This is a genomic window from Shinella sp., from assembly GCF_035998705.1.
Taxonomy (GTDB): Bacteria; Pseudomonadota; Alphaproteobacteria; order Rhizobiales; family Rhizobiaceae; genus Shinella.
Map to the genome: position 1 here is coordinate 25,727 of NZ_DASYHH010000019.1, position 24,750 is coordinate 50,476.

Sequence of the window (24,750 nt, forward strand, 5' to 3'; positions counted from 1 at the left end):
CCATGTTTCCAATAAAGCACGTGAAGATTTGGCTTGCCAGAAAATTCGTACTTTGGGTTGTTTCCCAATTGAAGTGCGCAACGTGGCCGTTTGGCCAGCCGCGTGTTGGTTGTGACCCTGCGGTAACCACGCCTCTCCCTGCCGTTTCCGCGCATCGCGGCTTCAACCGCGCCCAAACGCACAAAAGCACGGCGACCCGAGGCTTTGAAAGCTAGAGAGGCTAAGCCGACCAAACCACTTTTCGGCTCGCCTCTTAAAACCCTACGTGAGCGACGACACACCAACCGTTACAGATACCCCATCGTGGTCGCTAAGTGGCTTGCCAGAGCTCTGCCGTGTATATCCTTTAAGTGACGTTGCTCGAAAACGATGGTTGCCTCCGATGTGGCAGACAGGCTGATGCTCAAGGCCGGGAAGAGAACCTTGTGTCCAGATATCAAATCCAGCCAAGGCGCCCTCTAGTTCCTGAAACACTGTTTCGAGCGAGCGACGACGCGGGATACGCTGATTGAGGTCTCCGACTATCAATGCGGGGTGTGGAGAGTTTTCGATTCTCTGAACTCGCCTAAGACCGCGCAGGTACGTGACGTGATCCTCCCAAGGCGCCCGATTCCTGTAACCTGTCTTAACGTGGGCTCTTTCCCAAGGTACGCACACTCCCACCACTCTGACGCGACCAAGGCTGGTGTCGGTTAGGCCTGCAACATATCTGCCTGATGGCAGTTCAGCAGATCCAAAATCATCGATCTCGTGCCAGGGATTCTTGCTCCAGAGCGCCACCTTCCGTCTGCCGAGCTTGATTGGGTAGCCGTAGTCGGCCTGGCTGAAAATGCCATGCCACCCGGTTCCCAGAAAGTCGGTGTACGACTCAGGGCAACAGATGATCTCTGGTTCGTCCGCCAGAAGCCGCTCAATAATCCGTTGACCCGCCCATGACGTGCGGCGGTGCCATTCGACATTCCAGCAGGAGATTCGCATCGATATATCCGTGGTGCCAATGAATTTGTCCGACGCCATGATTGCATATCGAGTCGAAGCCGCGAACCTGTAACCGTGCGGTAACCGTGGCCAAAGAGGGCGTTTTCAGCCCTTCCGGCATCAACCGTGCCAAAACGCACAAAAGCCCCGGCGAACCGAGGCTTTGAGCATCTTAGGAAGAATGGAGCGGGTGAAGCGATTCGAACGCTCGACCCCAACCTTGGCAAGGTTGTGCTCTACCCCTGAGCTACACCCGCTCATCGTCTACGGCCTGGGGTAGTCGGTGGCCGAAGGTCGCTGCGTTGCGGCGACGGGCGCTATATCGCTCAAGCCCTTTCCAAATGCAACAGGGAAATGTCAGTTTTTGCAGAAAAAATCGCGACGACTTTCAAAGTCGCGGATTTTCAGGCGGTTGCGCGCGGGCGGCGGACGTCCTATCAGCGGGCAGGACCAAATTACGCCGGGACGAGCCAAATGACCGACAAGCAGCCGAAGACCGACAAGGATCTTTTTCAGTTTCTCGATGGGCTCGGCATCGCCCACAGCACCAGGGAACACGCGCCGGTCTTCACCGTCGCCGAATCGGTGGCGCTGCGCGACGAGATCCCCGGCGGCCATACAAAGAACCTCTTCGTGAAGGACAAGAAGGACAACTACTTCCTGATGACCGTCGAGGAACATGCCACGGTCGACCTGAAGACGGTGCACACGATCATCGGCGCGTCGAGCCGCGTTTCCTTCGGCAGGCCGGAAAAACTGATGGAATATCTCGGCGTCATTCCGGGCGCCGTCACCGCCTTCGGCGTGATCAACGATGCGGGACGCCAGGTGAAGATCATCATCGACGCGGACCTGATGGCCTACGATACGATCAACGGCCACCCGCTGCGCAACGACGCGACGACCTCGATCGGTTCGAAGGATCTTCTGCGCTTCATCGAGGCGACGGGACACGAGCCGCTTGTCTTGAAAGTCACGTCCTGACATACGATTTGAGGGGCGGTACTTTCCGGGCCGGATACGAGGATCGCCGGACACGAGGATCGAAGGCGCGACGCGCGCGCCACAGGAGCAGACCATGAGTGCAAGCGACAACCCCTACGCATCGTCCTATGGCGGGCAGATGAACGTTTCGGCGAGCTATGGCGGCGGCGCGGCACCGGCGGCGGATGACAGCGTCAAGGACACGACGACGGCGAATTTTTCGCGTGACGTTCTGGAGGCCTCGCGCCAGCAGCCCGTGCTCGTCGATTTCTGGGCGCCCTGGTGCGGCCCGTGCAAGCAGCTCCAGCCGATCATCGAAAAGGTCGTGCGCGAGAGTGCCGGCCGGGTGAAGCTCGTCAAGCTCAACATCGACGACCATCCCTCCATTCCCGGCCAGCTCGGCATCCAGTCCATCCCCGCCGTCATCGCCTTCGTCGGCGGCCGACCGGTCGATGGCTTCATGGGCGCCGTGCCGGAAAGCCAGGTGCGCGAATTCATCGACAAGGTCGCCGGCCCCGCGGGCGCCGACGAAAAGGCAGAGATCGAGGCGCTGCTCGCCGAAGCGAAAACCCTTTTTGACGCGGGCGATCTCGCGGGTGCGGCCGATCTCTATGGCGCGCTCTTGCAGGCCGATCCGGAGAACCCGCTGGCGCTGGCCGGCATCGCCGAATGCATGATCGCCGCCGGCCAGCCGGAAAATGCCCGCCAGATCCTCGGCAACGCGCCGGAAGCGGTCACCGCCGATCCCGCCGTCGCGGCGGTCCTCAAGAAGCTCGACCAGATCGAGGAGGCCCGCAAGCTCGGCGATCCGGCGGCGCTCGAACAGGCGCTGGCGCTGAATGCGGACGACCATGCGGCACGGCTGAAGCTTGCCAAGATCCGCAATGTCGAGGGCGACCGCCAGGCGGCGGCCGATCACCTGCTCTACATCATGAAACACGACCGCGCCTTCGACGACGACGGCGGGCGCCGCGAGCTGCTGCAATTCTTCGAGGTCTGGGGCCCCAAGGATCCGGCGACGATCGCCGCCCGGCGCAAGCTGTCGTCGATCCTGTTTTCCTGAGGCTTTTTTGCCGCGGAATGGCACGGCGTCCCTTGAGAAACGCCGCGCCTACCCCACATTCCGGGGAGGCGCCATGGCGAAGGGCGGGAGATGGTTCGCCGTGCTGCGGAATGGCCGCGGAATGGGAAGGCAATGCCATGCATGTGGGAAATGCGCGTTATCTGAAGCCGGCGGACCTGCCTGAGGCCATCCCCGTCTTTCCGCTGACGGGTGCCCTGCTGCTGCCCGGCGGGCAGCTGCCGCTCAACGTCTTCGAGCCGCGCTACCTCTCGATGTTCGACGACGCGCTCGCCTCCCACCGGCTGATCGGCATGGTGCAGCCCGTCTTCGGCGCCGACAAGGTGGACGATGCCTCGAGCGACACGCCGGCGCTCTGCCAGGTCGGCTGCATCGGCCGCATCACCTCCTTTGCCGAAACGGGCGACGGGCGCTACATCGTCTCGCTCACCGGCGTGTGCCGCTACCGGCTGCTGGAAGAGCGGCGCGACGACAAATCCTATCGCAGCTTCCACATCGCCCCCTTCATCACCGATCTGACCGCAAGCGACGACGAACAGAGCGTCGACCGCGACGCGCTGCTCGCCGCCTTCAAGGCCTATCTCGACGCCAACAAGCTGGAAGCCGACTGGGAGAGCGTGGAGCGCGCCAGCAACATGACCCTCGTCAATTCCATGGCGATGATGTCGCCCTACGGCCCGGCGGAAAAGCAGGCGCTGCTGGAAGCGCCCGACCTCAAGACACGCGCGGAAACCCTGATCGCCATCACCGAGATCGTGCTGGCGCGCGAATACGGCGACGTCGACACGATGCTGCAATAGAGTGCCCGCGATGAATGCCAGCACCAGCCGGGTCGATCCCAAACTGCTCGAACTTCTCGTCTGCCCGTTGACCAAGGGCCGGCTGAGCTACGATGCCGAGACCGGCGAACTCATCTCCGAAAAAGCAAAACTTGCCTATCCGATCCGCGACGGCATTCCGATCATGCTGATTTCCGAGGCGCGTGAAATCAAGGACTGAGTGCCGGGTGCCGGCAAAAGCCTGGCTACCTCTCTTCCGTCATCCTCGGGCTTGCCCCGACCATCCATGTCGCGAGTGCCGTCTGGGTCCTCGGGTCGAGCCCGAGGATGACGGCGCGGGGCGGATTGGCAATAAGCCGCCAATCAGATCGGCTGGCCGACCAGCATGCGCGGATGTCCGCTGCCGGAGGTGCCTTCGGCCTGGCGGATGAAGAAGGATTTGAGGCCCGGCAGGCGATCCACCATGCCGAGGCCGACATCGCGCAGCACGCGCAGCGGCGTCACGTCGTTGGAGAACAGCCGGTTCAGCACATCGGTGGTGATGCCCATGCGCACAGTATCGAAGCGGCGCCAGGTCTCGTAACGCTCCAGCACCGACGTCGCGCCGATATCGAGGCCGAGGCGGTCGGCCTCGACGATGGTTTCGGCGAGCGCCGCCACATCCTTGAAGCCGAGATTGAGGCCCTGGCCGGAAATCGGGTGAATGCCATGCGCGGCGTCACCGGCAAGCGCGAAACGTGGGCCGACGAAGGCACGCGCAAGCGTCAGGCCGAGCGGGAAGGCGCGGCGGCCGCCGGCGACCTTGAGGGGGCCCAGCTTGTGGCCGAAGCGGCGCTCCAGTTCTTCCTCGAAGACCAGGTCGTCGCTCTCGACGAGGCGGCGGGCATCCTCCGTCCGTTCGGTCCAGACCAGCGAGGAGCGGTTGCCGGTGAGCGGCAGGGTGGCGAAGGGGCCGGCGGGCAGGAAATGTTCTTCCGCCGTGCCGTCATGCGGGCGCTCATGCTCGACCGTGGTGACGATGCCGGACTGGCCGTAGTCGAAATGCACGGTCTTGATGCCGGCCATGTCGCGCAGCTTCGAGCGCACGCCGTCGCAGGCGACGAGCAGGCGGGTCTGGCGTTCGGAGCCGTCGGAGAGGCGCACGGTGGTCGTGTGCAGGCCGGTCGCAAAACCCTCCGCGGAGGTCCCCCAGCGCACCGCAACGCCGAGAGTTTCGGCCTGGCGCAGCAGGCTGCCGGTGATAGTGCGGTTCGGCACCATATGGGCGAAGGGCTGGCCGTCGTCGCCGGAGCCGGTGCCTTCGAACGTGAGGAAGACGGGGCGCACGGGATCGGCCGTGCGCGAATCGGTGATGACCATGCGGCGGATCGGCTCCGCCTCCGGCGCGATCTCGGTCCACACGCCGAGCACGTCGAGCAGGTTGCGCGCGGCCGCCACGATCGCCGAGGCACGTTCGTCCTTCTGCCAGACATGGTCCGGCGCGCCGTCGACGACTTCGACGGCGAGATGCGGCGCGGCTTTCTTGATGGCGACGGCGAGCGACAGGCCGACATAACCGCCGCCGGCGACAAGCACGTCGAGCATGGTGCCTTCAGACATGGTCTTCTCCTGGCCGCTTGAGGTCTCCTGCCCCTCTATATAGAGGAGGAAGAACCGCATTCCTACCTTGGGGAGCAATGTCCAAATGTCGCGCCAGCTCGCAAAAAACCCCGCCATGGACCTCCTGCTGGAGACGCTCGACCTGGAACGGCTGGAAACCCGGCTGTTTCGCGGCAAGAGCCCGCAGGTCGGCTGGCAGCGGGTGTTCGGCGGGCAGGTGATCGGCCAGGCGCTGGTCGCGGCGACCCGCACGGTGGAGAAGGAAGGCCGCTTCGTGCATTCGCTGCACGCCTATTTCGTGCGGCCGGGCGATCCCTCCGTGCCGATCATCTACGACGTGGAAAACATCCGCGACGGCGGCTCCTTCGCCACGCGCCGGGTCGTCGCCATCCAGCACGACAAGCCGATCTACTTCATGACCGCCTCGTTCCAGGACGACGAGGACGGTTTCGAGCATCAGGCGCCGATGCCGGACGTGCCGCAGCCGGAAAACCTGCTCGGCGAGGCGGACCTCAAGGAACGCTTCATGACCGAGGCGCCGGACCATATCCGCGCCTATTGGCAGCGCCCGCGGCCGATCGAGCTGCGCCCCGTCTCGCTCGACCATTATTTTTCGCGGGAGAAGCTGGAGCCGCGCCAGAACATCTGGGTGCGCACGACAGGTCCCGTGCCCGCCGAACGCCACCTGCAAGCCGCCGTGCTCGCCTATCTCTCCGACATGACGCTGCTCGACACCTCGCTCTTCGCGCATGGCACCTCGGTGCTCGACCGCACGCTGCAAGTGGCGAGCCTCGACCACGCCATGTGGTTCCACCGCCCGCCGGTGCTGGACGACTGGCTGCTCTACAGCCAGGACAGCCCCTCGGCCTTCGGCGGGCGCGGCATGATCCGTGGCGCAATTTTCACCCGCACCGGCACCCTCATTGCCTCCGTCGCCCAGGAAGGGCTGATTCGGAAAAAGGCAACTGACTAAATTTTGCCCAATATTCCAATAACGCCTATTTTTTGATCATATGCGCTGGTGAAATTTTGCGCCGCAACATCTCCGGCATTTTTATCGATTTGATTTCAGAAGCTTAGCCGGTCCATTCGAATCTGGCACGCCCCTTGAATGTGTAGCTTCCAGTCGTGGTGATGAACGTTGCCAACGGCGAGGAGAGATGGCCCCGGCTGGGGGACAAGCACGAAGGATGGGAAACCAGATGAAAATTGTGATGGCCATTATCAAGCCGTTCAAACTCGATGAGGTGCGCGAGGCCCTCACCACCGTTGGCATCCAGGGCCTGACCGTGACGGAAGTGAAGGGTTACGGGCGCCAGAAGGGACATACGGAAATCTACCGCGGCACCGAATATGCCGTGAGCTTCCTGCCGAAACTGAAGATCGAGATCGCCGTGCCTGGCGACCTCGTCGACAAGGCGGTCGAGGCGATCGCGTCTGCCGCCAAGACCGGCCAGATCGGCGACGGCAAGATCTTTGTCTACTCCATCGACCATGCCGTGCGCATCCGCACGGGCGAAACCGATTCCGAAGCGCTGTAAGCAACCGGCATATTCAGGGAGCATTTTTAAAATGTCGTCATTCAAGCTTTCCCATACCCTCGCCCGCGTGGCCGCTGCCACGACGGCCGTTCTTGCGCCGGTTGTCGCTTTCGCGCAGGAAACCGCACCGGCCGCCACCGAGGCCGTCGCAGCCGCGCCCGTTCCGGACAAGGCGGACACCGCCTTCATGTATCTTGCCACCATCCTCGTTCTGTTCATGCTCATTCCGGGCCTCGGCCTGTTCTACGGCGGCCTGGTGCGCGCCAAGAACATGCTGTCCGTGCTGATGCAGTGCACGGTCATCGGTGCCGTCATGATGATCGTCTGGGTCGTCTACGGTTATTCGTTCGCCTTCGGCGGCTCGACGAGCGCCTATTTCGGCGGCTTCGGAAAGCTGTTTTTGTCCGGCGTGACGGCTGACAGCACGGCTGCCACCTTCACCGACGGCGTCGTGATCTACGAATATGCCTTCATCGCCTTCCAGATGACGTTTGCCGCGATCACCCCGGCGCTGATCATCGGCGCGTTTGCCGAGCGCATCAAGTTCTCGGCCGCCGTGCTCTTCACCGTGCTCTGGGCCACCTTCGTCTACTTCCCGATCGCGCACATGGTCTGGGATGCCAACGGCCTGATCTTCGGCATGGGCGCCCTCGACTTCGCCGGCGGCACCGTCGTGCACATCAATGCCGGTGTTGCGGGCCTGGTCGGCGCGATCATGGTCGGCAAGCGTACCGGCTTCGGCAAGGACATGATGGCGCCGCACTCCATGACGCTCACCCTCGTCGGTGCCGCCATGCTGTGGTTCGGCTGGTTCGGCTTCAACGCCGGCTCCAACCTGGAAGCTTCGGGCGGTGCGGTTCTCGCAACCATCAACACCTTCCTTGCAACGGCCGGCGCGATCGTCGCCTGGTCGCTGGTCGAAACCTTCACCCGCGGCAAGGCTTCCATGCTCGGCGCCGCGTCCGGCATGATCGCCGGTCTCGTCGCCGTCACCCCGGCTGCCGGCTCCATCGGCCCGATGGGCGCCATCGTACTCGGCCTCATCGCTTCGCCGGTCTGCTACTTCTTCGTCGCGACCGTGAAGAACAAGTTCGGCTACGACGACACGGCGGACGTCTTCGGCGTCCACGGCATCGGCGGCATCATCGGCGCTGTCGGCACCGGCATCCTGACCGCGCCGTCGCTCGGCGGCACCGGCGCCGCCGACTTCTCGATCGCGTCGCAGACCACGACCCAGATCATCGCGGTTCTCATCACGATCGTCTGGTGCGCCGTCGTCTCGGCGATCCTCTACAAGATCGTCGACATGGTCGTCGGCCTGCGCGTCTCCGTCGAAGCCGAGCGCGAAGGCCTCGACCTCTCCTCGCACGGCGAAGCGGCCTACCACTCCTAAGGGCTTCGCGGCGGCTCCAGCGGCCGCCGCAAAACGTCCCGTCGCGGCCATAGGAAACTATGCCGCCCTTGGCCCGGCCCCAAAAGGTCCGGGCCTTTTTGTTTGTGCGGCCGTCAGGCGGCGGCGCGCTTCAGGCCGGGTGCGGCGAGTGCCAGCGCCGCGAGCAGCAGGGCGGCGGCCACTGCGAAGGTGACGTGCATGCCCGTCTCCACGGCCGGGGCGCCGGCGCCCGCGACGTCCTTCGTGCCGACGGCCAGCGTGAAGACCGTGCCCATCAGCGAGGCGCCGGTGATCAGGCCGAGATTGCGCGACAGGTTGAGCAGGCCCGAGATGACGCCGCGCTCGTCCGCGGCAATGTCCGTCATGACGGCGGCGTTGTTGGCGGCCTGGAAGAGCTGGTAGCCGGGCGTCAGCACGACGATCGCCGCGATATAGCCGGGTAGGCCGACGAGCGCGGAAAACACCGGCATGGCCACGGCGCCCGTCGCCATCGTGGCGAGCCCGGCGGCAACCATGGGGGCGGCACCGAAACGGTCGACGAGGCGGCCGGCGAGAAAGCCGGTCAACACGGAAACCACGGGGCCGATCGCCAGCACGAAGCCGACCTCCGCCGGGCCGAGGCCGAGCGTGCGCGACAGGTAGAACGGTCCCACGACCAGCGTCACCATGATCACCGTCGCGACGAGCACGTTGGCCGCGAGGCTCGCGGGGAAACCCGGGCGTCGAAAGGCGGCCGGCCGGATCAGCGGAAAGGTGGCATGCCGCTGCCGTAGGACGAAGAGCATGGCGCCGATGGCGGAGGCTGCGATGAGGGCGGCGTTCACGCCGCCGGGCCGGCCCTGGCCCGCCGTCATCGCCAGCGCATAGGCCGAGAGGGTGGCGGCCAGCAGGCCGGTGCCGAGGAGGTCGAAACGGCCGGCTGCGGCCGCGCCGCGGTCGGCGGGCAGGAAGTGCTGGACCAGCAAGAGAGCGAGAAGGCCGAGGGGCACGGCGACGAGGAAGATGGCCGGCCAGCCGAAGCCGCTGATCAGCAGTCCGCCCAGCGAGGGGCCAAGCGCCGTGCCGACGGCGGACATGGTGCCGAGCAGGCCCATCACGCTGCCGATACGCTCCTTCGGCACCGTCTCGCTGACGAAGGCCATGGCGAGCGCCATCATGGCGGCGGCGCCAAGCCCCTGGGCGGCGCGCGCGGCGATCAGCAGCGGCAGCGAGGGCGCGAAGCCGCAGAGCGCCGAGGCGGCGGAAAACAGTGCGAGGCCCGCGAGCAGCAGCCGGCGGCGGCCGAGGAGATCGCCGAGGCGGCCGATGCTGGCGATCAGCACGGTGCTTGCCAGGAGGTAGGCGAGCACCACCCACTGGACCTGCTGGAACGAGGCGGAAAACACCTCCGCCAGCGTCGGCAGGGCGACATTGGCGATGCTGGTGCCGAGCGAGGACAAAAGGATGCAGAGCGAGAGGCCGGCGAGCGCGCCCGCCCTGTTCCGGTTTGCCGTTGGGGTTTGCGTGTCGTTCATCGTCTGCTCCTTGCGGTTTCTTGAGAAGCAGATAGGCCGTCGCCAGAGATGGCGGAACGCGCATCATTTGCATTCTATTCGTGCGTTTGACGCCATGTCATCTTCTCGCGGGCGTGTTAGGATCCCGCCATGTCGCGACCCGATCTCAACCTTCTCGTCACGCTCGACGTGCTGCTGGCCGAGGGCAATGTCGCGCGCGCGGCGCAGCGCCTGCGGCTCAGCCCCTCGGCGATGAGCCGTGCGCTGGCGCGGCTGCGGGACGTGACCGGCGATCCGCTGCTCGTGCGCGCCGGGCGCGGCCTCGTGCCGACGCCGCGGGCACTGGAGCTGCGCGACGCGGTCGGCCGGGTCGTCGCGGAGGCCGAGATGCTGCTGCGGCCGGCCAAAATCCTCGACCTCGGGCGCCTCGAGCGCACCTTCACGCTGCGCAACCGCGAGGGTTTCGTCGATACGTTCGGGCCGGCGCTGCTGGCGCGCGTCTTGCGGGAGGCGCCCGGGGTCAAGCTCCGCTTCGTGCCGAAACCCGACAAGGAGAGCACGCCGCTGCGCGACGGTCTGGTGGACATCGAAACCGGCGTGATCGGCGGCACGACGGGACCGGAGGTCCGGGCGCAGGCGCTTCTACGCGACCGTTTCATCGGCGTCGTGCGGAAAGGGCACCCGCTGCTCGACGGCCCCATGACGCCGGAACGCTTTGCGCAGGGCGACCATATCGTGGTGTCGCGGGGACGGCGCGAGCGTGGCCCGGTGGACGAGGCGCTGGAGCGCATCGGCCTCAAGCGCACCATCGCGGTCACCGTCGCGAGCTTTTCCGAAGCCGTGGCGCTTGCCAGAAGCTCGGACCTGATCGCGCAGGTGTCGGACCGCTCGACGACGCGGTTTCGCGAGGGCATGGCAAGCTTCGCCCTGCCGGTCGACTTGCCGGAATTCACCGTCTCCATGCTCTGGCATCCGCGCATGGACGCCGACCCGGCGCACCGCTGGCTGCGGGCCTGCCTGCGCGAGGTCTGCGCCGACCGGCAAGGCAGGTGACTTTCTGTCGGAACAATGCTAAAGGGCCGGCAACTGGGCTTCGCGCTGCATCGAGCGGCGCTGAGCGGCCCGCAATGAACTTCTTGTCGAGCATGAACCGTTTGCGACGCAAAAGCCTGCGCCGGCGTTTCCTGTTCCTGAGGATGAGCCGATGGCAAGCATGGATTTTCTGAACACGGCCGAGCCGGTCAAGGCGCCGGTGGTCCGCACCCTTCCGGCCACTGAGACGCCGTCGCTGATCGGCCTTTCGCGCGAGGATATGGGCCGGGCGCTCGCTGAGAAGGGCATTCCCGAGCGGCAGGTGAAGATGCGTGTCAGCCAGCTCTGGCACTGGCTCTATGTGCGCGGCGTTTCCGATTTCGACGATATGGCCAATATCTCCAAGGACATGCGCGAAATGCTGAAGAAGCATTTCACGATCGCCCGTCCGGAAATCGTCGAGGAGCAGGTTTCGGCCGACGGCACGCGCAAGTGGCTGCTGCGCTTCCCGCCGCGCGGCGCCGGCCGTCCGGTCGAGATCGAGACCGTCTACATTCCGGAAGAGGGCCGCGGCACGCTGTGCATTTCCAGCCAGGTCGGCTGCACGCTTACCTGCTCCTTCTGTCACACCGGCACGCAGAAGCTGGTTCGCAACCTGACGGCCGAGGAAATCCTCGCGCAGCTGCTGCTCGCGCGCGACCGGCTCGGCGATTTTCCGGACCGCGACACGCCGGCCGGCATGATCGCGCCCGCCGAAGGCCGCAAGGTCTCCAATATCGTGATGATGGGCATGGGCGAGCCGCTCTACAATTTCGAGAGCGTCAAGACGGCCCTGCTGATCGCCACCGACGGCGACGGCCTGTCGCTCTCCCGGCGTCGCGTGACGCTGTCGACCTCGGGCATTGTGCCGGAAATTTATCGTACGGGCTCCGAGATCGGGGTGATGCTGGCGATCTCGCTGCATGCGGTGCGCGACGACCTGCGCGACATGCTGGTGCCGATCAACAAGAAGTACCCGCTGAAGGACCTGCTGGACGCCTGCCGCGCCTATCCGAGCCTGTCGAATGCGCGGCGCATCACCTTCGAATATGTGATGCTGAAGGACGTCAACGATTCGCTGGAAGACGCCAAGCTGCTCATCCAGCTGCTGAAGGGCATTCCGGCGAAGATCAACCTGATCCCCTTCAACCCCTGGCCGGGCACCAACTACCAGTGTTCGGACTGGGAGCAGATCGAGCGTTTCGCCGATTTCATCAACCAGGCCGGCTATGCCTCGCCGATCCGTACCCCGCGCGGCCGCGACATCCTGGCCGCCTGCGGCCAGTTGAAATCGGAATCCGAGCGCATGCGCAAGGTCGACCGCATGGCCTTCGAAGCGATGATGATCGTCGGCCACGGCGAGGACGACTGAGGCCGTTTTGCCGCAGCTTCCTATCAGAAATTGTGATCGAACAAGCGGATTCCGAGAATTGATTTGAAGGCCCGTTTTGCCTAGAAACTGGCCAAAATCATTCTAGGGAGATCCTCCATGCGCCAACTTCTGCTTGCTTTCGCGGCAACGCTCGCGATTTCGCTGCCTGCGAAGGCCGAAGACGTCACGGTTGCCGTGACCGCCATCGTCGAACATCCGGCGCTTGACGCCGCCCGGGACGGCGTCAAGGAAGCGCTGGAAGCGGCCGGTTACAAGGAAGGCGAGAACCTGACCTTCCTCTACGAATCGGCGCAGGGCAATCCCGCGACGGCCGCCCAGATCGCCCGCCAGTTCGCCGGCGAAGAGCCGAACGTCATCGTGCCCATTTCCACCCCGTCGGCGCAGGCCGTCGTCTCCTCGACGCGCGACATCCCGGTCGTCTTCACGGCCGTGTCCGATCCGCTCGGCGCGCAGCTCGTCAAGGACATGGACAAGCCGGGCGGCAATGTCACGGGCCTCTCCGACATGTCGCCGGTCGCCGAACACCTGGCGCTGATCAAGGAAATCCTGCCCAACGCCAAGACGATCGGCTACCTCTACAATTCCGGTGAGGCGAATTCCGTATCGCTGCTCGCCGTGCTGAAGGCCGAAGCCGAAAAGGCCGGCCTGACGGTCGTCGAATCCGCTGCCACGAAGTCGGCCGAAGTGCAGGGTGCCGCCCGCGCGCTGATCGGCCGTGCCGATGCGATCTACATCCCGACGGACAACACGATCATCTCGGCGCTCGAAGGTGCCGTCGCCGTCGCCGAGGAAGCGAAACTCCCGCTGTTCACCGCCGATACGGATTCCGTCTCGCGCGGCGCCATCGCGGCGCTCGGCTTCAACTACAAGGATGTCGGCCGCCAGACGGGCGAGATCGTCGTGCGTATCCTCAAGGGTGAAAACCCGGGCGACATCGCCGTGAAGGTTGCGGCCGGCACAGACCTCGTCGTCAACAAGTCTGCCGCCACCAAGATGGGCGTGACGCTGCCCGAAGCCGTCGTCGGCCGCGCGACCCGCGTCATCGAATAATCCGCCGGTCCGCCGGACAGCCGAAATCGCAGCCAACCGCTGCCGGGTCGCCCGGCAGCGGTTGATCTGTTAAAAAGACCCCTCCCGCGCCAAGGCGCGGAACGGTTGAAAAGAGAGAGCCGAGCCGTGAGCCTGATTGCCTTCTGGGGTGCCGTTGAACTGGGGCTGGTCTATGCCTTCGTGGCGATCGGCGTCTACCTTGCCTTCCGCGTGCTGGATTTTCCGGACCTCACCGTGGACGGGTCCTTTCCGCTTGGTGCGGCCGTTACGGCGGTGCTGATCATCGCGGGCGTCAATCCCTGGCTTTCCGCTTTGGTCGCCATGGTGGCCGGTGCGGGCGCCGGCCTGGTAACGGCGATGCTGAACGTGCGCTTCCGCATCCTTAACCTGCTCGCCTCGATCCTCACCATGATCGCGCTGTTCTCGGTCAACCTGCGCGTCATGGGCAAGCCGAACGTCGCGCTGATCAATGCCGATACGATGATCAGCCCGTTCTTCGGCCTGGGCTTGCGTGATTTTTACGTTCGCCCGCTGTTCGTCGGCATCCTCGTTCTCGTCGCCGTCGTGGTGGTCTGGCGCTTCCTGGAAAGCGATGCCGGCCTGTCGATGCGCGCGACCGGGGCGAACGCCCGCATGGCCCGTGCGCAGGGCGTCGATACCAACCGGCAGATCTATTTCGGCATCGCGCTGTCCAATGCGCTGGTGGCGCTGGGCGGCGCGCTCTTTGCCCAGACGAACGGTTTTGCCGATGTCACCTCCGGCGTCGGCACCATCGTCGTCGGCCTTGCCGCCGTCATCATCGGCGAGACGCTGTTTGGCGCGCGGGGCATTCTGATAGCGCTGATCGGCTGCGTGCTGGGGTCGATCCTCTATCGCATCGCCATCCAGCTTGCGCTCTCTTCGGACATCCTCGGCCTCCAGGCCTCCGACCTCAATTTCGTGACGGCGCTGCTTGTCACCGTGGCGCTCGTGCTGCCGCGCCTTCGTCGCGGGGGAGCCGCCTGATGATCTCCGTTTCCGATATCAAGGTCACCTTCGGCAAGGGCACGCCGTTGCAGAAGCAGGCGCTGAACGGCGTCAGCCTGACCATCGAAGAAGGCCAGTTCGTCACCGTCATCGGTTCGAACGGCGCCGGCAAGTCGACGCTGCTCGGTGTCTTGGCCGGCGACGTCATCGCCACCGAAGGCCAGGTGAAGATCGGGACAGTGGACGTCACCCGCCAGGGCACGGCCGCCCGCGCCGGCCGCGTCGCCCGCGTCTTCCAGGATCCGCTGACGGGAAGCTGCGGCGCGCTGTCCATCGAGGAAAATCTGGCGCTTGCGGCCCGCCGCGGCGAACGGCGCGGGCTTTCCTCGGCGCTTGGCCCGCAGCGCCGCGCGCATTTTCGCGAGCGCATCGCCGAACTGAATCTCGGCCTCGAAAACCGCATGCGCGACCGCATGGACCTGCTCTCGGGCGGCCAGCGGCAGGCCGTCTCGCTGGTCATGGCGACGCTTGCCGGTTCCGATGTGCTGCTGCTTGATGAGCATACCGCCGCACTCGATCCGGGCATGGCGGAGTTCATCATGACCCTCACGCAGAAGATCGTTTCGGAGCGCAAGTTGACCACCCTCATGGTGACGCATTCGATGCGCCAGGCGCTCGATTACGGCCACCGCACGGTCATGCTGCATGGCGGCGAGATCGTGCTCGACGTTTCGGGCGACAGCCGCAAGACGTTGCAGGTCGAGGACCTGATCGCGATGTTCCGCAAGATGCGCGGCCAGACGCTCGACGACGATGCGCTGCTGATCGGCTGACGCCCACAAAGCGCCCGAATCCGGCAGCAGCTTTCCTCTGTCGATTTTAGGGGATGTTCATGCTGTTTCGCCGTACGCTGCTGGCCGGTGGCCTGTCTTCCGGGTTCGTGCTCGCGCTGCCGGCACTCTTGCGGGCGGAAACGGGGGCGGCGGATCGGCTCGTCGCCGCTGCACGAAAACAGGTCGGCGTGACGCTGACCTATGATGCGGCCTATTCCCGGCTCGATTATCCCGGCGGCGACGTGCCGCGGGAGCGGGGCGTGTGCACCGATGTGCTCGTTCGCGCCTATCGCGACGGGCTCGGCATTGACCTCCAGGTGCTGGTGCACGAGGACATGAGGCGGGCCTTCTCCGCCTATCCGGCGCTCTGGGGCCTGAAGAAGACGGATCGCAACATCGATCATCGCCGGGTGCCGAACCTCCAGGCGTTTTTCAAGCGGGCTGGCGCGGCACTGGCGGTGAGCGAGAACGGCGCGGATTATCTGCCGGGCGATATCGTCTCGCAGATGTTGCCCGGCAACCTGCCGCATATCGGCATCGTGGCGGACGAGCATGCGTCCGATGGCGCCCGGCCGCTCGTCGTGCACAATATCGGCGCGGGTGCGCGTCTGGAGGACGTGCTTTTTGCCTACAAGATCACCGGGCACTACCGCTACGGGGTCTGACCGCCGCTACTTCGCCTGCGTGAAAAAAATCTTCATCGCAAATACCGAAAAGACGCCGGCGAAGGTGTAGTCGATGCCGCGCAGCACCTTCGGGTTCCGCTGGAGCCAGGTCGAAAGCCGGTCGGCGGCGAAGATGACGAGGATGTTGATCGGTATGCCGACGACGATGAAGAACAGGCCGAGGAAGATCAGCTTGCCGGTGACATCCGGATCGCCGGCCGAGATGAACTGCGGCAGGAAGGTCATGAAGAAGATGATGACCTTCGGGTTGAGCAGGTTGACCCAGAAGCCGCTGGAAATGTTCGAGAACGCCGTGCCGCGCGGGCCGGCGGCCGTCTTGACCGAAAAATTCGAGCCGTAGCGGATCGCCTGGATGGCAAGCCAGAGCAGGTAGGCCGCGCCGCCGGTCTTCAGGATCATGAAGGCGGTCGGCGAAGCGGTGATCAGCGCCGAAATGCCGAAGGCGACGAGCAGCGTGTGCACGACGATGCCGAGGCTGGTGCCGGCCACCACGAAGAGCGCCGGGCCGCGGCCCTGCGAGAGCGCCCGGCTGATCGACAGCGTCATGTCCGGGCCGGGGGTGGCGGCGAGCAGCAGGCTTGCGGCCGTGAAGGCGAGAAGTGTCGGAAGGGTGGGCAGGACATCCATGGTGTTGCGTCTCGAAAGCCGGAAGGGACTGTGAAATCCCTAGTCCGGCTTCCGGCAAAATACCAATCAAGCTTTGTGATGGGCGTTATTCGCCCTCGACGAAGGCCCTGAACGCTTCTGCATAGTCCTTGTGCCAGCGCGAGAGCGGTGGACGGTTTTCGATGACGTCGCCGATCGCCCAGGCCATGCGCCGTTCGTCGAGGGCGCGGGGAACATCATTGTCCGGGCAGAGAATGTAGAAATCGCCGCGCGCCAGGCTGTCCAGCATGAAATCGACGGTCTGGGCCGATGTCCAGGCGGCATCCGGCTTTTCCGTACGGGCGCCTTTGGTGAGACCGGTGAAGACGAAGCCGGGGATCAGCAGGTGCGCCGAAATTTTCGCGCCCTCGGTGTTGCGCAGCTCGTGCTGGAGCGCCTCGGTGAAGACTTTCACGCCGGCCTTGGAGACATTGTAGGCGGGGTTGCCGGGCGGCGTGGTGATGCCCTGCTTGGAGCCGGTATTGATGATGAGGCCGGGTTCGCCATGGGCCAGCATGTTCGGGCCGAACGTCTGGGTGCCGTTGATGACGCCCATCAGGTTGACGCCGAGGATATGGTTCCAGTTTGCTTCAGCGCTGAAAATGGAGGTTTCCGGCTGGATGCCGGCATTGTTCATCAGCACATGCACGCGGCCGAAACGCTGGAGCACGGCGCGTTCCAGCGCCTCCAGCTGCTCCTTGCCGGAGACGTCGGTCTCCACGGCCATGATGTTTTCCTCGCCGGCAATGGCCTCCAGTTCGGCGCGGGCCTCGCCCAGCCTATCGACGTTGCGATCGGCGATCGCGATGCACATGCCGGCCTCGGCGAAGCGCCGGGCAGCGGCAAGCCCGATGCCGGACGCACCGCCGGTGATGACGGCGACATTGCTTGGCTTGATGATGTCTTGAATGTTCGTCATGGGTCACCCCTTCCATGGTTCACTGAGGCGAATATGGGTTGCGATGGCGCGCTGTCAAACCTGGCCTGCGTCACGAGGCGTCGGGCGCCACCCTTGCGTCACGCGCCAATCTCGCTAAAAGTGCCGCGACAGCGGGCCGTGCGGGTTTGCCGCGGTCTTTTTCATGCAACGGACCTCATCATCATGGCATCATACAAAGACGTGAAGAAAGTCGTGCTCGCCTATTCGGGCGGCCTCGATACCTCGATCATCCTGAAGTGGCTTCAGACCGAACTCAACGCGGAAGTCGTGACGTTTACGGCCGACCTCGGCCAGGGCGAAGAGCTGGAGCCGGCGCGCAAGAAGGCCGAGATGCTCGGCATCAAGGAGATCTTCATCGAGGACGTGCGCGAGGAATTCGTGCGCGATTTCGTCTTCCCGATGTTCCGTGCCAATGCGGTCTACGAGGGCGTCTACCTGCTCGGCACCTCGATCGCCCGTCCGCTGATCTCCAAGCACCTGATCGAGATCGCCGCCAAGACCGGTGCCGATGCCATCGCGCATGGCGCCACCGGCAAGGGCAACGACCAGGTCCGCTTCGAGCTTTCGGCCTATGCGCTGAACCCGGATATCAAGATCATCGCGCCGTGGCGCGACTGGTCGTTCAAGAGCCGCACGCACCTGCTCGAATTCGCCGAGCAGCACCAGATCCCGGTCGCCAAGGACAAGAAGGGCGAAGCGCCGTTCTCGGTCGACGCGAACCTGCTGCATTCCTCCTCCGAGGGCAAGGTGCTGGAAGACCCGGCCGTCGAGGCGCCGGAATATGTGCATATGCGCACCATTTCGCCGGAAGCGGCACCCGACAAGGCGACCACCATCAAGGTCGGCTTCGAGCGCGGCGATGCCGTCTCGATCAACGGTGTGCGCATGTCGCCGGCCACCCTGCTCGCGACACTCAACACTTACGGCCGCGACAATGGCATCGGCCGCCTCGACCTCGTGGAAAACCGCTTCGTCGGCATGAAGTCGCGCGGCGTCTACGAGACGCCCGGCGGCACGATCCTGCTGGCCGCCCACCGCGCGATTGAAAGCATCACGCTCGACCGGGGTGCCGCCCATCTCAAGGACGACCTGATGCCGCGTTATGCGGAGCTCATCTATTACGGCTTCTGGTTCTCGCCGGAGCGCGAAATGCTCCAGGCGCTGATCGACCGGAGCCAGGAGCATGTCGAGGGCGAAGTGACGCTGAAGCTCTACAAGGGCAATGTCATGGTCACCGGCCGTGAATCGCCGAAGTCGCTCTATTCCGACAAGCTCGTCACCTTCGAGGACGACCAGGGCGCCTACGACCAGAAGGACGCCGCCGGCTTCATCAAGCTGAACGCCCTGCGCCTGCGCACGCTGGCCGCCCGCAACCGCCGCGGCTGATCGGACGAGCAATCAAGAAAAGGGTGCGTCGTTCTCCTACCTCCCCCTTGAGGGGGGAGGTCGCCGCGAAGCGGCGGGTGGGGGTGATCCGCATCCGCACCGGCGTGCCTCGTGGAGAGGTTGCGTCACCCCGCCCCGGGCCTTCGGCCCGACCCTCCCCCTCAAGGGGAGGGTCGGTGTCCCACGGTGAGAAAGCCTATTCAGCCGGTTCCGTCGCGAGCTGGCCGTCGCGCAGGCAGACGGCGCGGTACCAGGCGTAGGCGAGAAGGGCCATGAGTCCCATGACCGGGATGATGGTGCCGAAGGCGAAGAGGGGGAGGCCGATGACGGCGGCGACGAGGCCGGCGATGAAACCGGCGCCCATCTGGATGAACCCCATGGCGGCCGAGGCCGAGCCGGCGATATGCGGGAAGGGCTCCATGGCGGCGGTCATCATGTAGGGCATGACGAAGGCGATGCCGAAAGCGTAGATGCCGACCGGTCCCATGACGCTGAGGAAGGTCGGCGCCATCAGGTGCGAGGTGCCGGCGATCAGGATGCTGGCAATGCCGATGAAGCAGAGGCCGGGGAAGACGAGGCGGGCCGGCGCCGTGCTGCGCATCAGAAAGCGCACGCAGATCGTGCCGGCGAAGAAGAAGCCCGACTGCATCAGCATGCCGACGCCGAACTGGGTGGGCGTCAGGCCGACCTTGCCGATCAGCACGAAGGGCAGCATGGTGGCCTGGCCGTAGAGCGCGCCGACGGCCCCGGCCATGACGAGCGTGGCGGAGACGAAGCGGCTGCTCGTCGCAAGCTCCCGATAGCCGCGCAGGATAGGGCCGACATGGCCTTTTGTCCGGTCCGGCACGGTGGTTTCGGCCATGAAGCCGTAGACCGCGCCGCAGGCGATGAGCGCGAAACCGACCATCAGGAAGAAGATCGACTGCCAGCCGAACAGGCCGAGCGCCAGGCCGCCGAGCGTCGGCGAGACGGCGGGGCCGATGGCGAGCATCATGCCGACCATGTTCATGATGCGGGCGGCCTCGGTGCCGGTGAACTGGTCGCGCACGATGGCGCGCGCGACGGTCATGCCGACGGAGGCGCCGATGCCCTGGATGAGGCGACCGGCCAGCAGCACATCGACGCTGGGCGCGAAGGCGGCCATCAGGCTGCCGGCGAGGTAGATGACCATGAAGATCAGCGTCGTCTTCCGCCGGCCGAGCACGTCCGACATGGTGCCGGAGACGAGCTGCGACAGCGCGAAGCCGGCGAAATAGAGCGAAAGCGTCAGCTTGATCGCCGATTCCGTCGAGGAAAAGGCGTGCACCAGTTCCGGCATGGCCGGCGTGTAGAGCGCCATGGAGACGGGCCCGAGCGCCACGAGGAAGGCGGCGATGATGCTCGTGCGCCGCTCGCTCATGCGCGGCGCGGTCACAGGATCGCTTCCTTGACGAGCGCCAGCGCCGAACTGTCTTCCTCCAGCGCCACCAGATTGGCCCGAAGCCGCTTCAGCTGGCCGCGCATGATCTCCAGGTCCGCCTCGCCTATGCCGCTCGTCACATGCTGCATCAGCTCGATCTGCTCGATGCGGATATTGGTGATCAGGTCGCCGGCGGCCGGCGTGGTGAAGATCAGCTTGGCGCGGCGATCGGCCGGGTCCGGGCGGCGCTCGATCAGGCCGAGGCTCTGCAACCGGTCGAGATAGGTGGAGAGTGTCATCGGCTCGATGCCCATGCGCTGGGCGATGTCGAGCTGGCGACTGCCCTCCAGTGTCGCGATGCGCACCAGGGTGCGCGCCTCTCCGGGCGTGAGGCCGAGACCGGCGGTGGCGATGCGGCGCTCGAAAGCACTGCGCAACATGCGGGCAACGTCGATAAGGACGAAACCGAGGGCGTCGGGATCGGGGCGAGGGGACATGATCGCTTTCTGGCTATTGTAAGTTTAACTTACTATGCATTGCCGCGGCGGACAACGGCCCAGCCCCGGCCGCAATGCATGGCTGCCTTGCGAAATGACAAATTCCTGGGCAGTCGGTCTTGACGAAAGCGGCGGCGCAGACTGAAGTGCCCGGAGATTCAAGGGGATTTTCGCATGACCGGTTCGATGCTGTTCGGCGCTTTCATGGCTGCCCTGCTTTACGTGCTCATCCCCGGACCGGCCTTCCTCGCCCTTCTCGGCATCGGCGCCGGGCAGGGGCGCAGGGCGGGCGCGCTTTTCATGGGCGGGCATCTTGTCGGCGATCTCATCTGGTCGTCGCTGGCGCTGGTCGCGATCGTCGGCGCCAAGACGATCGGCACGATGGTGTTCGACGTGCTGGGGCTGCTCTGCGGCGTCTACCTCGCCTGGATCGGCTGGTCGGCGCTCAGGGCAAGGCCGCGGAGCGACGGCGCCGCGGTGATGACGGTCGATCGGCCGCTGCGTCGCGGGCTGATCTTCGGCCTCACCAATCCCAAGGGCTATCCGGTAGCGCTCGCGACCTTCACGGCGCTGCTCGCCAGTTCCTCGAATGCGCTCGACTTCGATGCCCTGCCGGCCCTGCTCGCCGTCTCGTTCTTCGGCTTCGTGCTGGCCGATATCATCATGGTCGCGATCATCGGCGCCGGCCTGGTGCGCCGCTTCTACCGCCGCCATGAACTGGCGATCGTGCGCATGTCCGGCCTGCTCTTCATGGGGTTTGCCGTGCAGGCGGTGTGGCATGCGGCGCCCGGCCTGCTCGGCTGGCGCAAGCCTTAAACGTCGGCGGCAGGAAAGCGGATCGTCACCCTGAGGCCCCGCCCGTCCGCGCCGTCGTCGAGCGCCATCGACGCATCGAACAGGGTTGCGATCTCCTCGACGATCGGCAGGCCGAGGCCCATGCCGGGTGCATCGCGATGTTCGCCGCGGGAAAAGCGCTGGCGCACGAGGCCGCGGCGCTCGGGCGCAATGCCGGGTCCGTTGTCTTCGACGGTGAGCAGCACGGCATCCGCGACCTCGCGCACGCTGACCGTCACCTCCGCGCCGCGGCCGGCATAGGTCATGGCGTTCTCCACCAGATTGCGCAGGAGTTCGCCGAAAAGCAGCGGCTCGGCGCGCGCCAGAACCGGCCCTTCGCCTTCGTAGCCGAGGTCGATGCCGGCCTCGGCGGCAGAAGGCACGCGGTCGGCGGTGAGCTGCTGGGCGAGGGCTGCAATGTCGATCGGCGGCGGTTTCCGCGGCTCGTTCGAACCGGCGGCGTCGATTTTTGCCATCAGCAGAAGCTGGGCGAGGATGTGTTCGGCATGCGCCACGGCGGCGTCGCCCTTGCGCGCGGCCTCCTGTGCCTCCTCCAGCGTCGCGGCCCGGCTGGCGAGCGCGAGCTGGGTGCGGATGATGGCGAGCGGCGTTCTGAGCTGGTGGCTGGCGTTGCCGGAAAAGTGCCGCAGGGCGTCGAGCGCCGATTGCAGGCGCACCATGAAGGAATTGACCGTATCGACGACGCCCTGCACCTCGCTCGGCACGCGCTGCTCGATCGGGTGCAGGTCGTTGGGGTTGCGCTCGGAAATGGCGTCGCTGAGGCGATAGAGCGGGCGCAGCGACACGGTGACGGCGATCCAGACGATGGTGGCGGCGCCCGCGATCATGAAGGCGAGGCGCAGCGCCGAGCGCAGCAGGATGGCCTGGGCCAGCTGCCGGCGCGCAATGGTGGTTTCCGCCACCGTCACGGCGAAGGGCACGGAGTTGATCCCGGTCGAGGCCGAGCGTTGCAAGACGGCGATGCGGATCGGTTCGCCGCGGAAGGTCGCATCCTCGAAGCCGATCGACCGGCCCTGCATGTCCGGGATGGTCGGCAGGGTCTGGTAACCGGTGATGAACTGGCCGGGCGGCCCGTCGACCCGGTAGAAGACGCGGTCCTGCGCGGCAGACGTCAGCATTTCCAGCGCGACATAGGGAATGTCGACCTCCAGGCTGCCGTTCTCCGTCACCACGACGCGTTCGGCAATGGCGAGTGCGGAGCCGGCGAGCACGCGGTCGGAGACGGTGTTGGCGGTCTTCACCGCCTCGCGATAGGTATCGACGAGCGCGATTATGCCGATCACCGCCGTCGAGACGAGCAGCCATAGGAGCAGGCGCCGGCGGAGCGAGGAGGCCGGGAAGAGGGTCAAGCGGCGCTCGCCTTGTCGAGGTAATAGCCGATGCCGCGGGCGGTGCGCACGGTGAGGCCGTGCGGCGCGAGGCGTTTTCTTAGCCGGCTCACATATTGTTCTATGGCATTGGCCGAGAGATCGTCGTCGAAGGCGGCGAGCGATTGCATGATCGCCTCCTTGGCCACCACCTTGCCGGCACGCATGAAGAGGATTTCGAGCAGGCCAAGTTCGCGCGCGGGAATATCCAGCGGCGTGCCCTCGGCGGAAAAGGTGCGGGAATTGAGGTCGAGCGCCACGCCGCCATAGGTGATCGCCGAGGAGCGCAGGCCGGCCTGGCGGCGCAGTAACATGCGCACGCGTGCCTCGAATTCGGAAATGTCGAAGGGTTTGATCATGTAGTCGTCGGCCCCGAGATCGAGGCCGCGCACCCGCTCTTCCGGGGCGCCGCGGGCCGTCAGGATCAGCACCGATGCCGTGCTCTTGCGGGCGCGCATGGCGCGCAGCACGTCGAGCCCGTCCATTTCCGGCAGCGTCAAGTCGAGGATGACGAGATCGAAATTTTCCGATGCGATTGCCGCGTCCGCCGACGCGCCGTCGCGCACCACGTCCACGGCATGGCCGGTGCCCTTGAGGATGGCGGACAGGCCGTCCGCGAGCGCTTCGTTGTCCTCGACCAGTAGAATGCGCACTTGATTTGTCCTCCGCGGGCAAGTCTAGCGGCGGCTGGTGCACTTGTGAACGGGCGTCCGCTTTGGCAAGGTCATCTCATGCGTCTTGTCCTCACCCTTCTTGCGCTCATCGCGGCCCCCATTTCCGCCCGTGCCGAACCGACCTTCTTTCCGGCGCACGACGGCAATGCGGATGCGCCGGTGCTCGTCGTCTATTCCTCGCTCGATGAACCGCTCGCCCGGCCGATGATCGAGGGATTCCAGGAGGCCAATCCCGACGTCGCGGTGCGCTATGACGAGATGCTGACCGGCGAGGTGCACGACCGCATCGTGCGCGAGACGGATGCCGGCCAGAAGACCGCCGACTTCGCCTTCTCCTCGGCGATGGACCTGCAGGTCAAGCTCAGCAATGACGGTTATGCGCAGCGCAGCGACCTGCCGATGAGCGATCGCTGGCCGCAATGGGCGAACTGGCGCAACACCGCCTATGCGTTGACCTTCGAGCCCGCCGTCTTCGTCTACCACAAGCCGAGCTTCAGGCATGAGAAACCGCCGGCCTCGCGCGCCGAATTCGTGGAATACCTGAAGCGGCAGGGCGAGAAGGTCTATGGCCGCATCGGCACCTACGACATCGAGCGCTCCGGCGTCGGCTTCCTCTTCATGGCGCGCGACCAGGAGCAGTTCGGCGATATCTGGACGGTGATCCAGGCGATGGGCGCGGCGGGCGTAAAGCTCTATTCGACAAGTTCGGCCATCCTCGAGCGGGTCGCCGACGGGCGTTTCGTGCTCGGCTACAACATTCTCGGCTCCTATGCGGCGGACTGGGCGTCGCGCCATCCGGATGTCGGCCTCGTGCTGCCGAAGGATTATACCGTCGTCATGTCGCGCATCGGCCTCGTGCCGCAGGCGGCGGCCTCGCCGGAACTCGGCCGGCGCTACCTCGCCTTCTTCATGTCGAAGGAGGGCCAGACGATCATGGCGCGCGAATTGCAGATCGCCGCCGTCAGCCCGGAAGTCTCCGGCTCCAACACGGCGCGCACGATGAGCGCGCTGCTCGGCGCGCAGTTGAAGCCCGTGCCGGTGAGCCCGGGCCTCATGGTCTATCTCGACCAGGTGAAGCGTGCGCGGCTGATTGCGCGCTGGAACGAGGTTCTGCGCAGCCAATAATGGTCTTGGCGCTCG

25 protein-coding genes and 1 tRNA gene are annotated in these 24,750 nt (G+C 65.2%); 16 read left to right on the forward strand and 10 right to left on the reverse strand.

Going from position 1 to position 24,750, the window contains the following annotated elements:
- Positions 1-261 precede the first annotated feature (261 nt).
- On the reverse strand, positions 262-1,017 hold the full coding sequence (locus tag VGN93_RS31320; RefSeq protein WP_414714094.1) for an endonuclease/exonuclease/phosphatase family protein: 756 nt from the start codon (positions 1,015-1,017) through the stop codon (positions 262-264).
- Positions 1,018-1,160: 143 nt separating this feature from the next.
- Positions 1,161-1,235: transfer RNA gene (locus VGN93_RS14530), tRNA-Gly, on the reverse strand.
- 217 nt (positions 1,236-1,452) lie between these two features.
- Here VGN93_RS14530 and VGN93_RS14535 point away from each other — a divergent pair.
- The 4 genes from VGN93_RS14535 to VGN93_RS14550 all read left to right on the forward strand — a co-directional run bounded on the left by VGN93_RS14535 (position 1,453) and on the right by VGN93_RS14550 (position 4,042).
- Positions 1,453-1,962 carry a prolyl-tRNA synthetase associated domain-containing protein gene (locus VGN93_RS14535; protein ID WP_327508013.1) on the forward strand — a complete coding sequence of 170 codons (510 nt, stop codon included), beginning with the start codon at positions 1,453-1,455 and terminating at the stop codon, positions 1,960-1,962.
- A 94-nt stretch (positions 1,963-2,056) separates the two neighbouring features.
- Complete coding sequence (trxA, locus tag VGN93_RS14540) at positions 2,057-3,025, forward strand: thioredoxin (protein ID WP_327508014.1); 969 nt, start codon at positions 2,057-2,059, stop codon at positions 3,023-3,025.
- 137 nt (positions 3,026-3,162) lie between these two features.
- Positions 3,163-3,843: an LON peptidase substrate-binding domain-containing protein gene (locus VGN93_RS14545; protein WP_319324780.1), complete on the forward strand. Its 681-nt coding sequence runs from the start codon at positions 3,163-3,165 to the stop codon at positions 3,841-3,843.
- Positions 3,844-3,853: 10 nt separating this feature from the next.
- A complete protein-coding gene (locus tag VGN93_RS14550; protein ID WP_319324742.1) occupies positions 3,854-4,042 on the forward strand; it encodes a Trm112 family protein in 189 nt (62 codons plus the stop codon).
- Between the two features lie 143 nt (positions 4,043-4,185).
- On the opposite strand, the gene VGN93_RS14555 is transcribed toward VGN93_RS14550, so the two are convergent.
- Positions 4,186-5,406, reverse strand: a complete 1,221-nt coding sequence (locus VGN93_RS14555) for a ubiquinone biosynthesis hydroxylase (RefSeq protein WP_414714095.1) — start codon at positions 5,404-5,406, stop codon at positions 4,186-4,188.
- Between the two features lie 100 nt (positions 5,407-5,506).
- Between VGN93_RS14555 and tesB the strand changes: the two genes are divergently transcribed.
- The 3 genes from tesB (at position 5,507) to VGN93_RS14570 (ending at position 8,355) form a co-directional block, all read left to right on the forward strand.
- Positions 5,507-6,394, forward strand: a complete 888-nt coding sequence (tesB, locus tag VGN93_RS14560; protein ID WP_327508015.1) for an acyl-CoA thioesterase II — start codon at positions 5,507-5,509, stop codon at positions 6,392-6,394.
- A 217-nt stretch (positions 6,395-6,611) separates the two neighbouring features.
- Positions 6,612-6,962, forward strand: coding sequence for a P-II family nitrogen regulator (locus VGN93_RS14565; RefSeq protein ID WP_327508016.1), 351 nt, complete (start codon positions 6,612-6,614; stop codon positions 6,960-6,962).
- A gap of 31 nt (positions 6,963-6,993) precedes the next feature.
- Complete coding sequence (locus VGN93_RS14570; protein ID WP_319324746.1) at positions 6,994-8,355, forward strand: ammonium transporter; 1,362 nt, start codon at positions 6,994-6,996, stop codon at positions 8,353-8,355.
- 113 nt (positions 8,356-8,468) lie between these two features.
- Here VGN93_RS14570 and VGN93_RS14575 read toward each other — a convergent pair whose 3' ends face one another.
- Positions 8,469-9,869 carry an MFS transporter gene (locus tag VGN93_RS14575; RefSeq protein ID WP_327508017.1) on the reverse strand — a complete coding sequence of 467 codons (1,401 nt, stop codon included), beginning with the start codon at positions 9,867-9,869 and terminating at the stop codon, positions 8,469-8,471.
- A gap of 129 nt (positions 9,870-9,998) precedes the next feature.
- On the opposite strand from VGN93_RS14575, the gene VGN93_RS14580 reads away from it, so the two are divergent.
- From VGN93_RS14580 to VGN93_RS14605, 6 genes are all read left to right on the forward strand, one after another.
- On the forward strand, positions 9,999-10,901 hold the full coding sequence (locus VGN93_RS14580; RefSeq protein ID WP_327508018.1) for a LysR family transcriptional regulator: 903 nt from the start codon (positions 9,999-10,001) through the stop codon (positions 10,899-10,901).
- 151 nt (positions 10,902-11,052) lie between these two features.
- Complete coding sequence (rlmN, locus tag VGN93_RS14585; RefSeq protein ID WP_327508019.1) at positions 11,053-12,291, forward strand: 23S rRNA (adenine(2503)-C(2))-methyltransferase RlmN; 1,239 nt, start codon at positions 11,053-11,055, stop codon at positions 12,289-12,291.
- A gap of 117 nt (positions 12,292-12,408) precedes the next feature.
- Complete coding sequence (locus VGN93_RS14590) at positions 12,409-13,362, forward strand: ABC transporter substrate-binding protein (protein ID WP_327508020.1); 954 nt, start codon at positions 12,409-12,411, stop codon at positions 13,360-13,362.
- 126 nt (positions 13,363-13,488) lie between these two features.
- On the forward strand, positions 13,489-14,367 hold the full coding sequence (locus VGN93_RS14595) for an ABC transporter permease (RefSeq protein ID WP_319324753.1): 879 nt from the start codon (positions 13,489-13,491) through the stop codon (positions 14,365-14,367).
- Positions 14,367-15,161, forward strand: a complete 795-nt coding sequence (locus tag VGN93_RS14600; RefSeq protein ID WP_327508021.1) for an ABC transporter ATP-binding protein — start codon at positions 14,367-14,369, stop codon at positions 15,159-15,161. The genes VGN93_RS14595 and VGN93_RS14600 overlap by 1 nt, the downstream gene beginning before the upstream one ends.
- A gap of 59 nt (positions 15,162-15,220) precedes the next feature.
- Positions 15,221-15,826 carry a DUF1287 domain-containing protein gene (locus VGN93_RS14605; protein WP_327508022.1) on the forward strand — a complete coding sequence of 202 codons (606 nt, stop codon included), beginning with the start codon at positions 15,221-15,223 and terminating at the stop codon, positions 15,824-15,826.
- A 6-nt stretch (positions 15,827-15,832) separates the two neighbouring features.
- Here the strand turns inward: VGN93_RS14605 and VGN93_RS14610 are convergent, their stop codons facing one another.
- Both VGN93_RS14610 and VGN93_RS14615 read right to left on the reverse strand, forming a co-directional pair.
- A complete protein-coding gene (locus VGN93_RS14610; protein ID WP_327508023.1) occupies positions 15,833-16,474 on the reverse strand; it encodes a LysE family translocator in 642 nt (213 codons plus the stop codon).
- Between the two features lie 85 nt (positions 16,475-16,559).
- Entirely contained in the window at positions 16,560-17,411 is an 852-nt protein-coding gene (locus VGN93_RS14615) for an SDR family NAD(P)-dependent oxidoreductase (RefSeq protein WP_327508024.1), read from the reverse strand.
- A gap of 183 nt (positions 17,412-17,594) precedes the next feature.
- Between VGN93_RS14615 and VGN93_RS14620 the strand changes: the two genes are divergently transcribed.
- Entirely contained in the window at positions 17,595-18,818 is a 1,224-nt protein-coding gene (locus VGN93_RS14620; RefSeq protein ID WP_327508025.1) for an argininosuccinate synthase, read from the forward strand.
- Positions 18,819-19,014: 196 nt separating this feature from the next.
- Here VGN93_RS14620 and VGN93_RS14625 read toward each other — a convergent pair whose 3' ends face one another.
- On the reverse strand, positions 19,015-20,217 hold the full coding sequence (locus tag VGN93_RS14625) for a multidrug effflux MFS transporter (RefSeq protein ID WP_327508135.1): 1,203 nt from the start codon (positions 20,215-20,217) through the stop codon (positions 19,015-19,017).
- Between the two features lie 11 nt (positions 20,218-20,228).
- On the reverse strand, positions 20,229-20,714 hold the full coding sequence (locus VGN93_RS14630; RefSeq protein WP_319324762.1) for a MarR family winged helix-turn-helix transcriptional regulator: 486 nt from the start codon (positions 20,712-20,714) through the stop codon (positions 20,229-20,231).
- Positions 20,715-20,888: 174 nt separating this feature from the next.
- Between VGN93_RS14630 and VGN93_RS14635 the strand changes: the two genes are divergently transcribed.
- A complete protein-coding gene (locus VGN93_RS14635; RefSeq protein WP_327508026.1) occupies positions 20,889-21,530 on the forward strand; it encodes a LysE family translocator in 642 nt (213 codons plus the stop codon).
- Here the strand turns inward: VGN93_RS14635 and VGN93_RS14640 are convergent.
- Both VGN93_RS14640 and VGN93_RS14645 read right to left on the reverse strand, forming a co-directional pair.
- The gene (locus VGN93_RS14640) at positions 21,527-22,918 is read right to left on the reverse strand and encodes a sensor histidine kinase (protein ID WP_327508027.1); all 1,392 of its coding nucleotides are present in this window, start codon (positions 22,916-22,918) and stop codon (positions 21,527-21,529) included. The two genes, VGN93_RS14635 and VGN93_RS14640, sit on opposite strands and share 4 nt — an antisense overlap.
- Positions 22,915-23,589, reverse strand: a complete 675-nt coding sequence (locus VGN93_RS14645) for a response regulator transcription factor (RefSeq protein WP_319324769.1) — start codon at positions 23,587-23,589, stop codon at positions 22,915-22,917. Before VGN93_RS14645 ends, VGN93_RS14640 begins: the two co-directional genes overlap by 4 nt.
- A 78-nt stretch (positions 23,590-23,667) precedes the next feature.
- On the opposite strand from VGN93_RS14645, the gene VGN93_RS14650 reads away from it, so the two are divergent.
- Entirely contained in the window at positions 23,668-24,735 is a 1,068-nt protein-coding gene (locus tag VGN93_RS14650) for an ABC transporter substrate-binding protein (RefSeq protein WP_327508028.1), read from the forward strand.
- Positions 24,736-24,750 lie beyond the last annotated feature (15 nt).

Excerpts from the sequence above, each read along its gene's own strand:
- VGN93_RS31320 (WP_414714094.1), bottom strand. The coding sequence starts at position 1,017 with ATGGCGTCGGACAAATTCATTGGCACCACGGATATATCGATGCGAATC.
- VGN93_RS14535 (WP_327508013.1), top strand. The coding sequence starts at position 1,453 with ATGACCGACAAGCAGCCGAAGACCGACAAGGATCTTTTTCAGTTTCTC.
- trxA (WP_327508014.1), top strand. The coding sequence starts at position 2,057 with ATGAGTGCAAGCGACAACCCCTACGCATCGTCCTATGGCGGGCAGATG.
- VGN93_RS14545 (WP_319324780.1), top strand. The coding sequence starts at position 3,163 with ATGCATGTGGGAAATGCGCGTTATCTGAAGCCGGCGGACCTGCCTGAG.
- VGN93_RS14550 (WP_319324742.1), top strand. The coding sequence starts at position 3,854 with ATGAATGCCAGCACCAGCCGGGTCGATCCCAAACTGCTCGAACTTCTC.
- VGN93_RS14555 (WP_414714095.1), bottom strand. The coding sequence starts at position 5,406 with ATGCTCGACGTGCTTGTCGCCGGCGGCGGTTATGTCGGCCTGTCGCTC.
- tesB (WP_327508015.1), top strand. The coding sequence starts at position 5,507 with ATGTCGCGCCAGCTCGCAAAAAACCCCGCCATGGACCTCCTGCTGGAG.
- VGN93_RS14565 (WP_327508016.1), top strand. The coding sequence starts at position 6,612 with ATGGGAAACCAGATGAAAATTGTGATGGCCATTATCAAGCCGTTCAAA.
- VGN93_RS14570 (WP_319324746.1), top strand. The coding sequence starts at position 6,994 with ATGTCGTCATTCAAGCTTTCCCATACCCTCGCCCGCGTGGCCGCTGCC.
- VGN93_RS14575 (WP_327508017.1), bottom strand. The coding sequence starts at position 9,869 with ATGAACGACACGCAAACCCCAACGGCAAACCGGAACAGGGCGGGCGCG.
- VGN93_RS14580 (WP_327508018.1), top strand. The coding sequence starts at position 9,999 with ATGTCGCGACCCGATCTCAACCTTCTCGTCACGCTCGACGTGCTGCTG.
- rlmN (WP_327508019.1), top strand. The coding sequence starts at position 11,053 with ATGGCAAGCATGGATTTTCTGAACACGGCCGAGCCGGTCAAGGCGCCG.
- VGN93_RS14590 (WP_327508020.1), top strand. The coding sequence starts at position 12,409 with ATGCGCCAACTTCTGCTTGCTTTCGCGGCAACGCTCGCGATTTCGCTG.
- VGN93_RS14600 (WP_327508021.1), top strand. The coding sequence starts at position 14,367 with ATGATCTCCGTTTCCGATATCAAGGTCACCTTCGGCAAGGGCACGCCG.
- VGN93_RS14605 (WP_327508022.1), top strand. The coding sequence starts at position 15,221 with ATGCTGTTTCGCCGTACGCTGCTGGCCGGTGGCCTGTCTTCCGGGTTC.
- VGN93_RS14610 (WP_327508023.1), bottom strand. The coding sequence starts at position 16,474 with ATGGATGTCCTGCCCACCCTTCCGACACTTCTCGCCTTCACGGCCGCA.
- VGN93_RS14615 (WP_327508024.1), bottom strand. The coding sequence starts at position 17,411 with ATGACGAACATTCAAGACATCATCAAGCCAAGCAATGTCGCCGTCATC.
- VGN93_RS14620 (WP_327508025.1), top strand. The coding sequence starts at position 17,595 with ATGGCATCATACAAAGACGTGAAGAAAGTCGTGCTCGCCTATTCGGGC.
- VGN93_RS14625 (WP_327508135.1), bottom strand. The coding sequence starts at position 20,217 with ATGAGCGAGCGGCGCACGAGCATCATCGCCGCCTTCCTCGTGGCGCTC.
- VGN93_RS14630 (WP_319324762.1), bottom strand. The coding sequence starts at position 20,714 with ATGTCCCCTCGCCCCGATCCCGACGCCCTCGGTTTCGTCCTTATCGAC.
- VGN93_RS14635 (WP_327508026.1), top strand. The coding sequence starts at position 20,889 with ATGACCGGTTCGATGCTGTTCGGCGCTTTCATGGCTGCCCTGCTTTAC.
- VGN93_RS14650 (WP_327508028.1), top strand. The coding sequence starts at position 23,668 with ATGCGTCTTGTCCTCACCCTTCTTGCGCTCATCGCGGCCCCCATTTCC.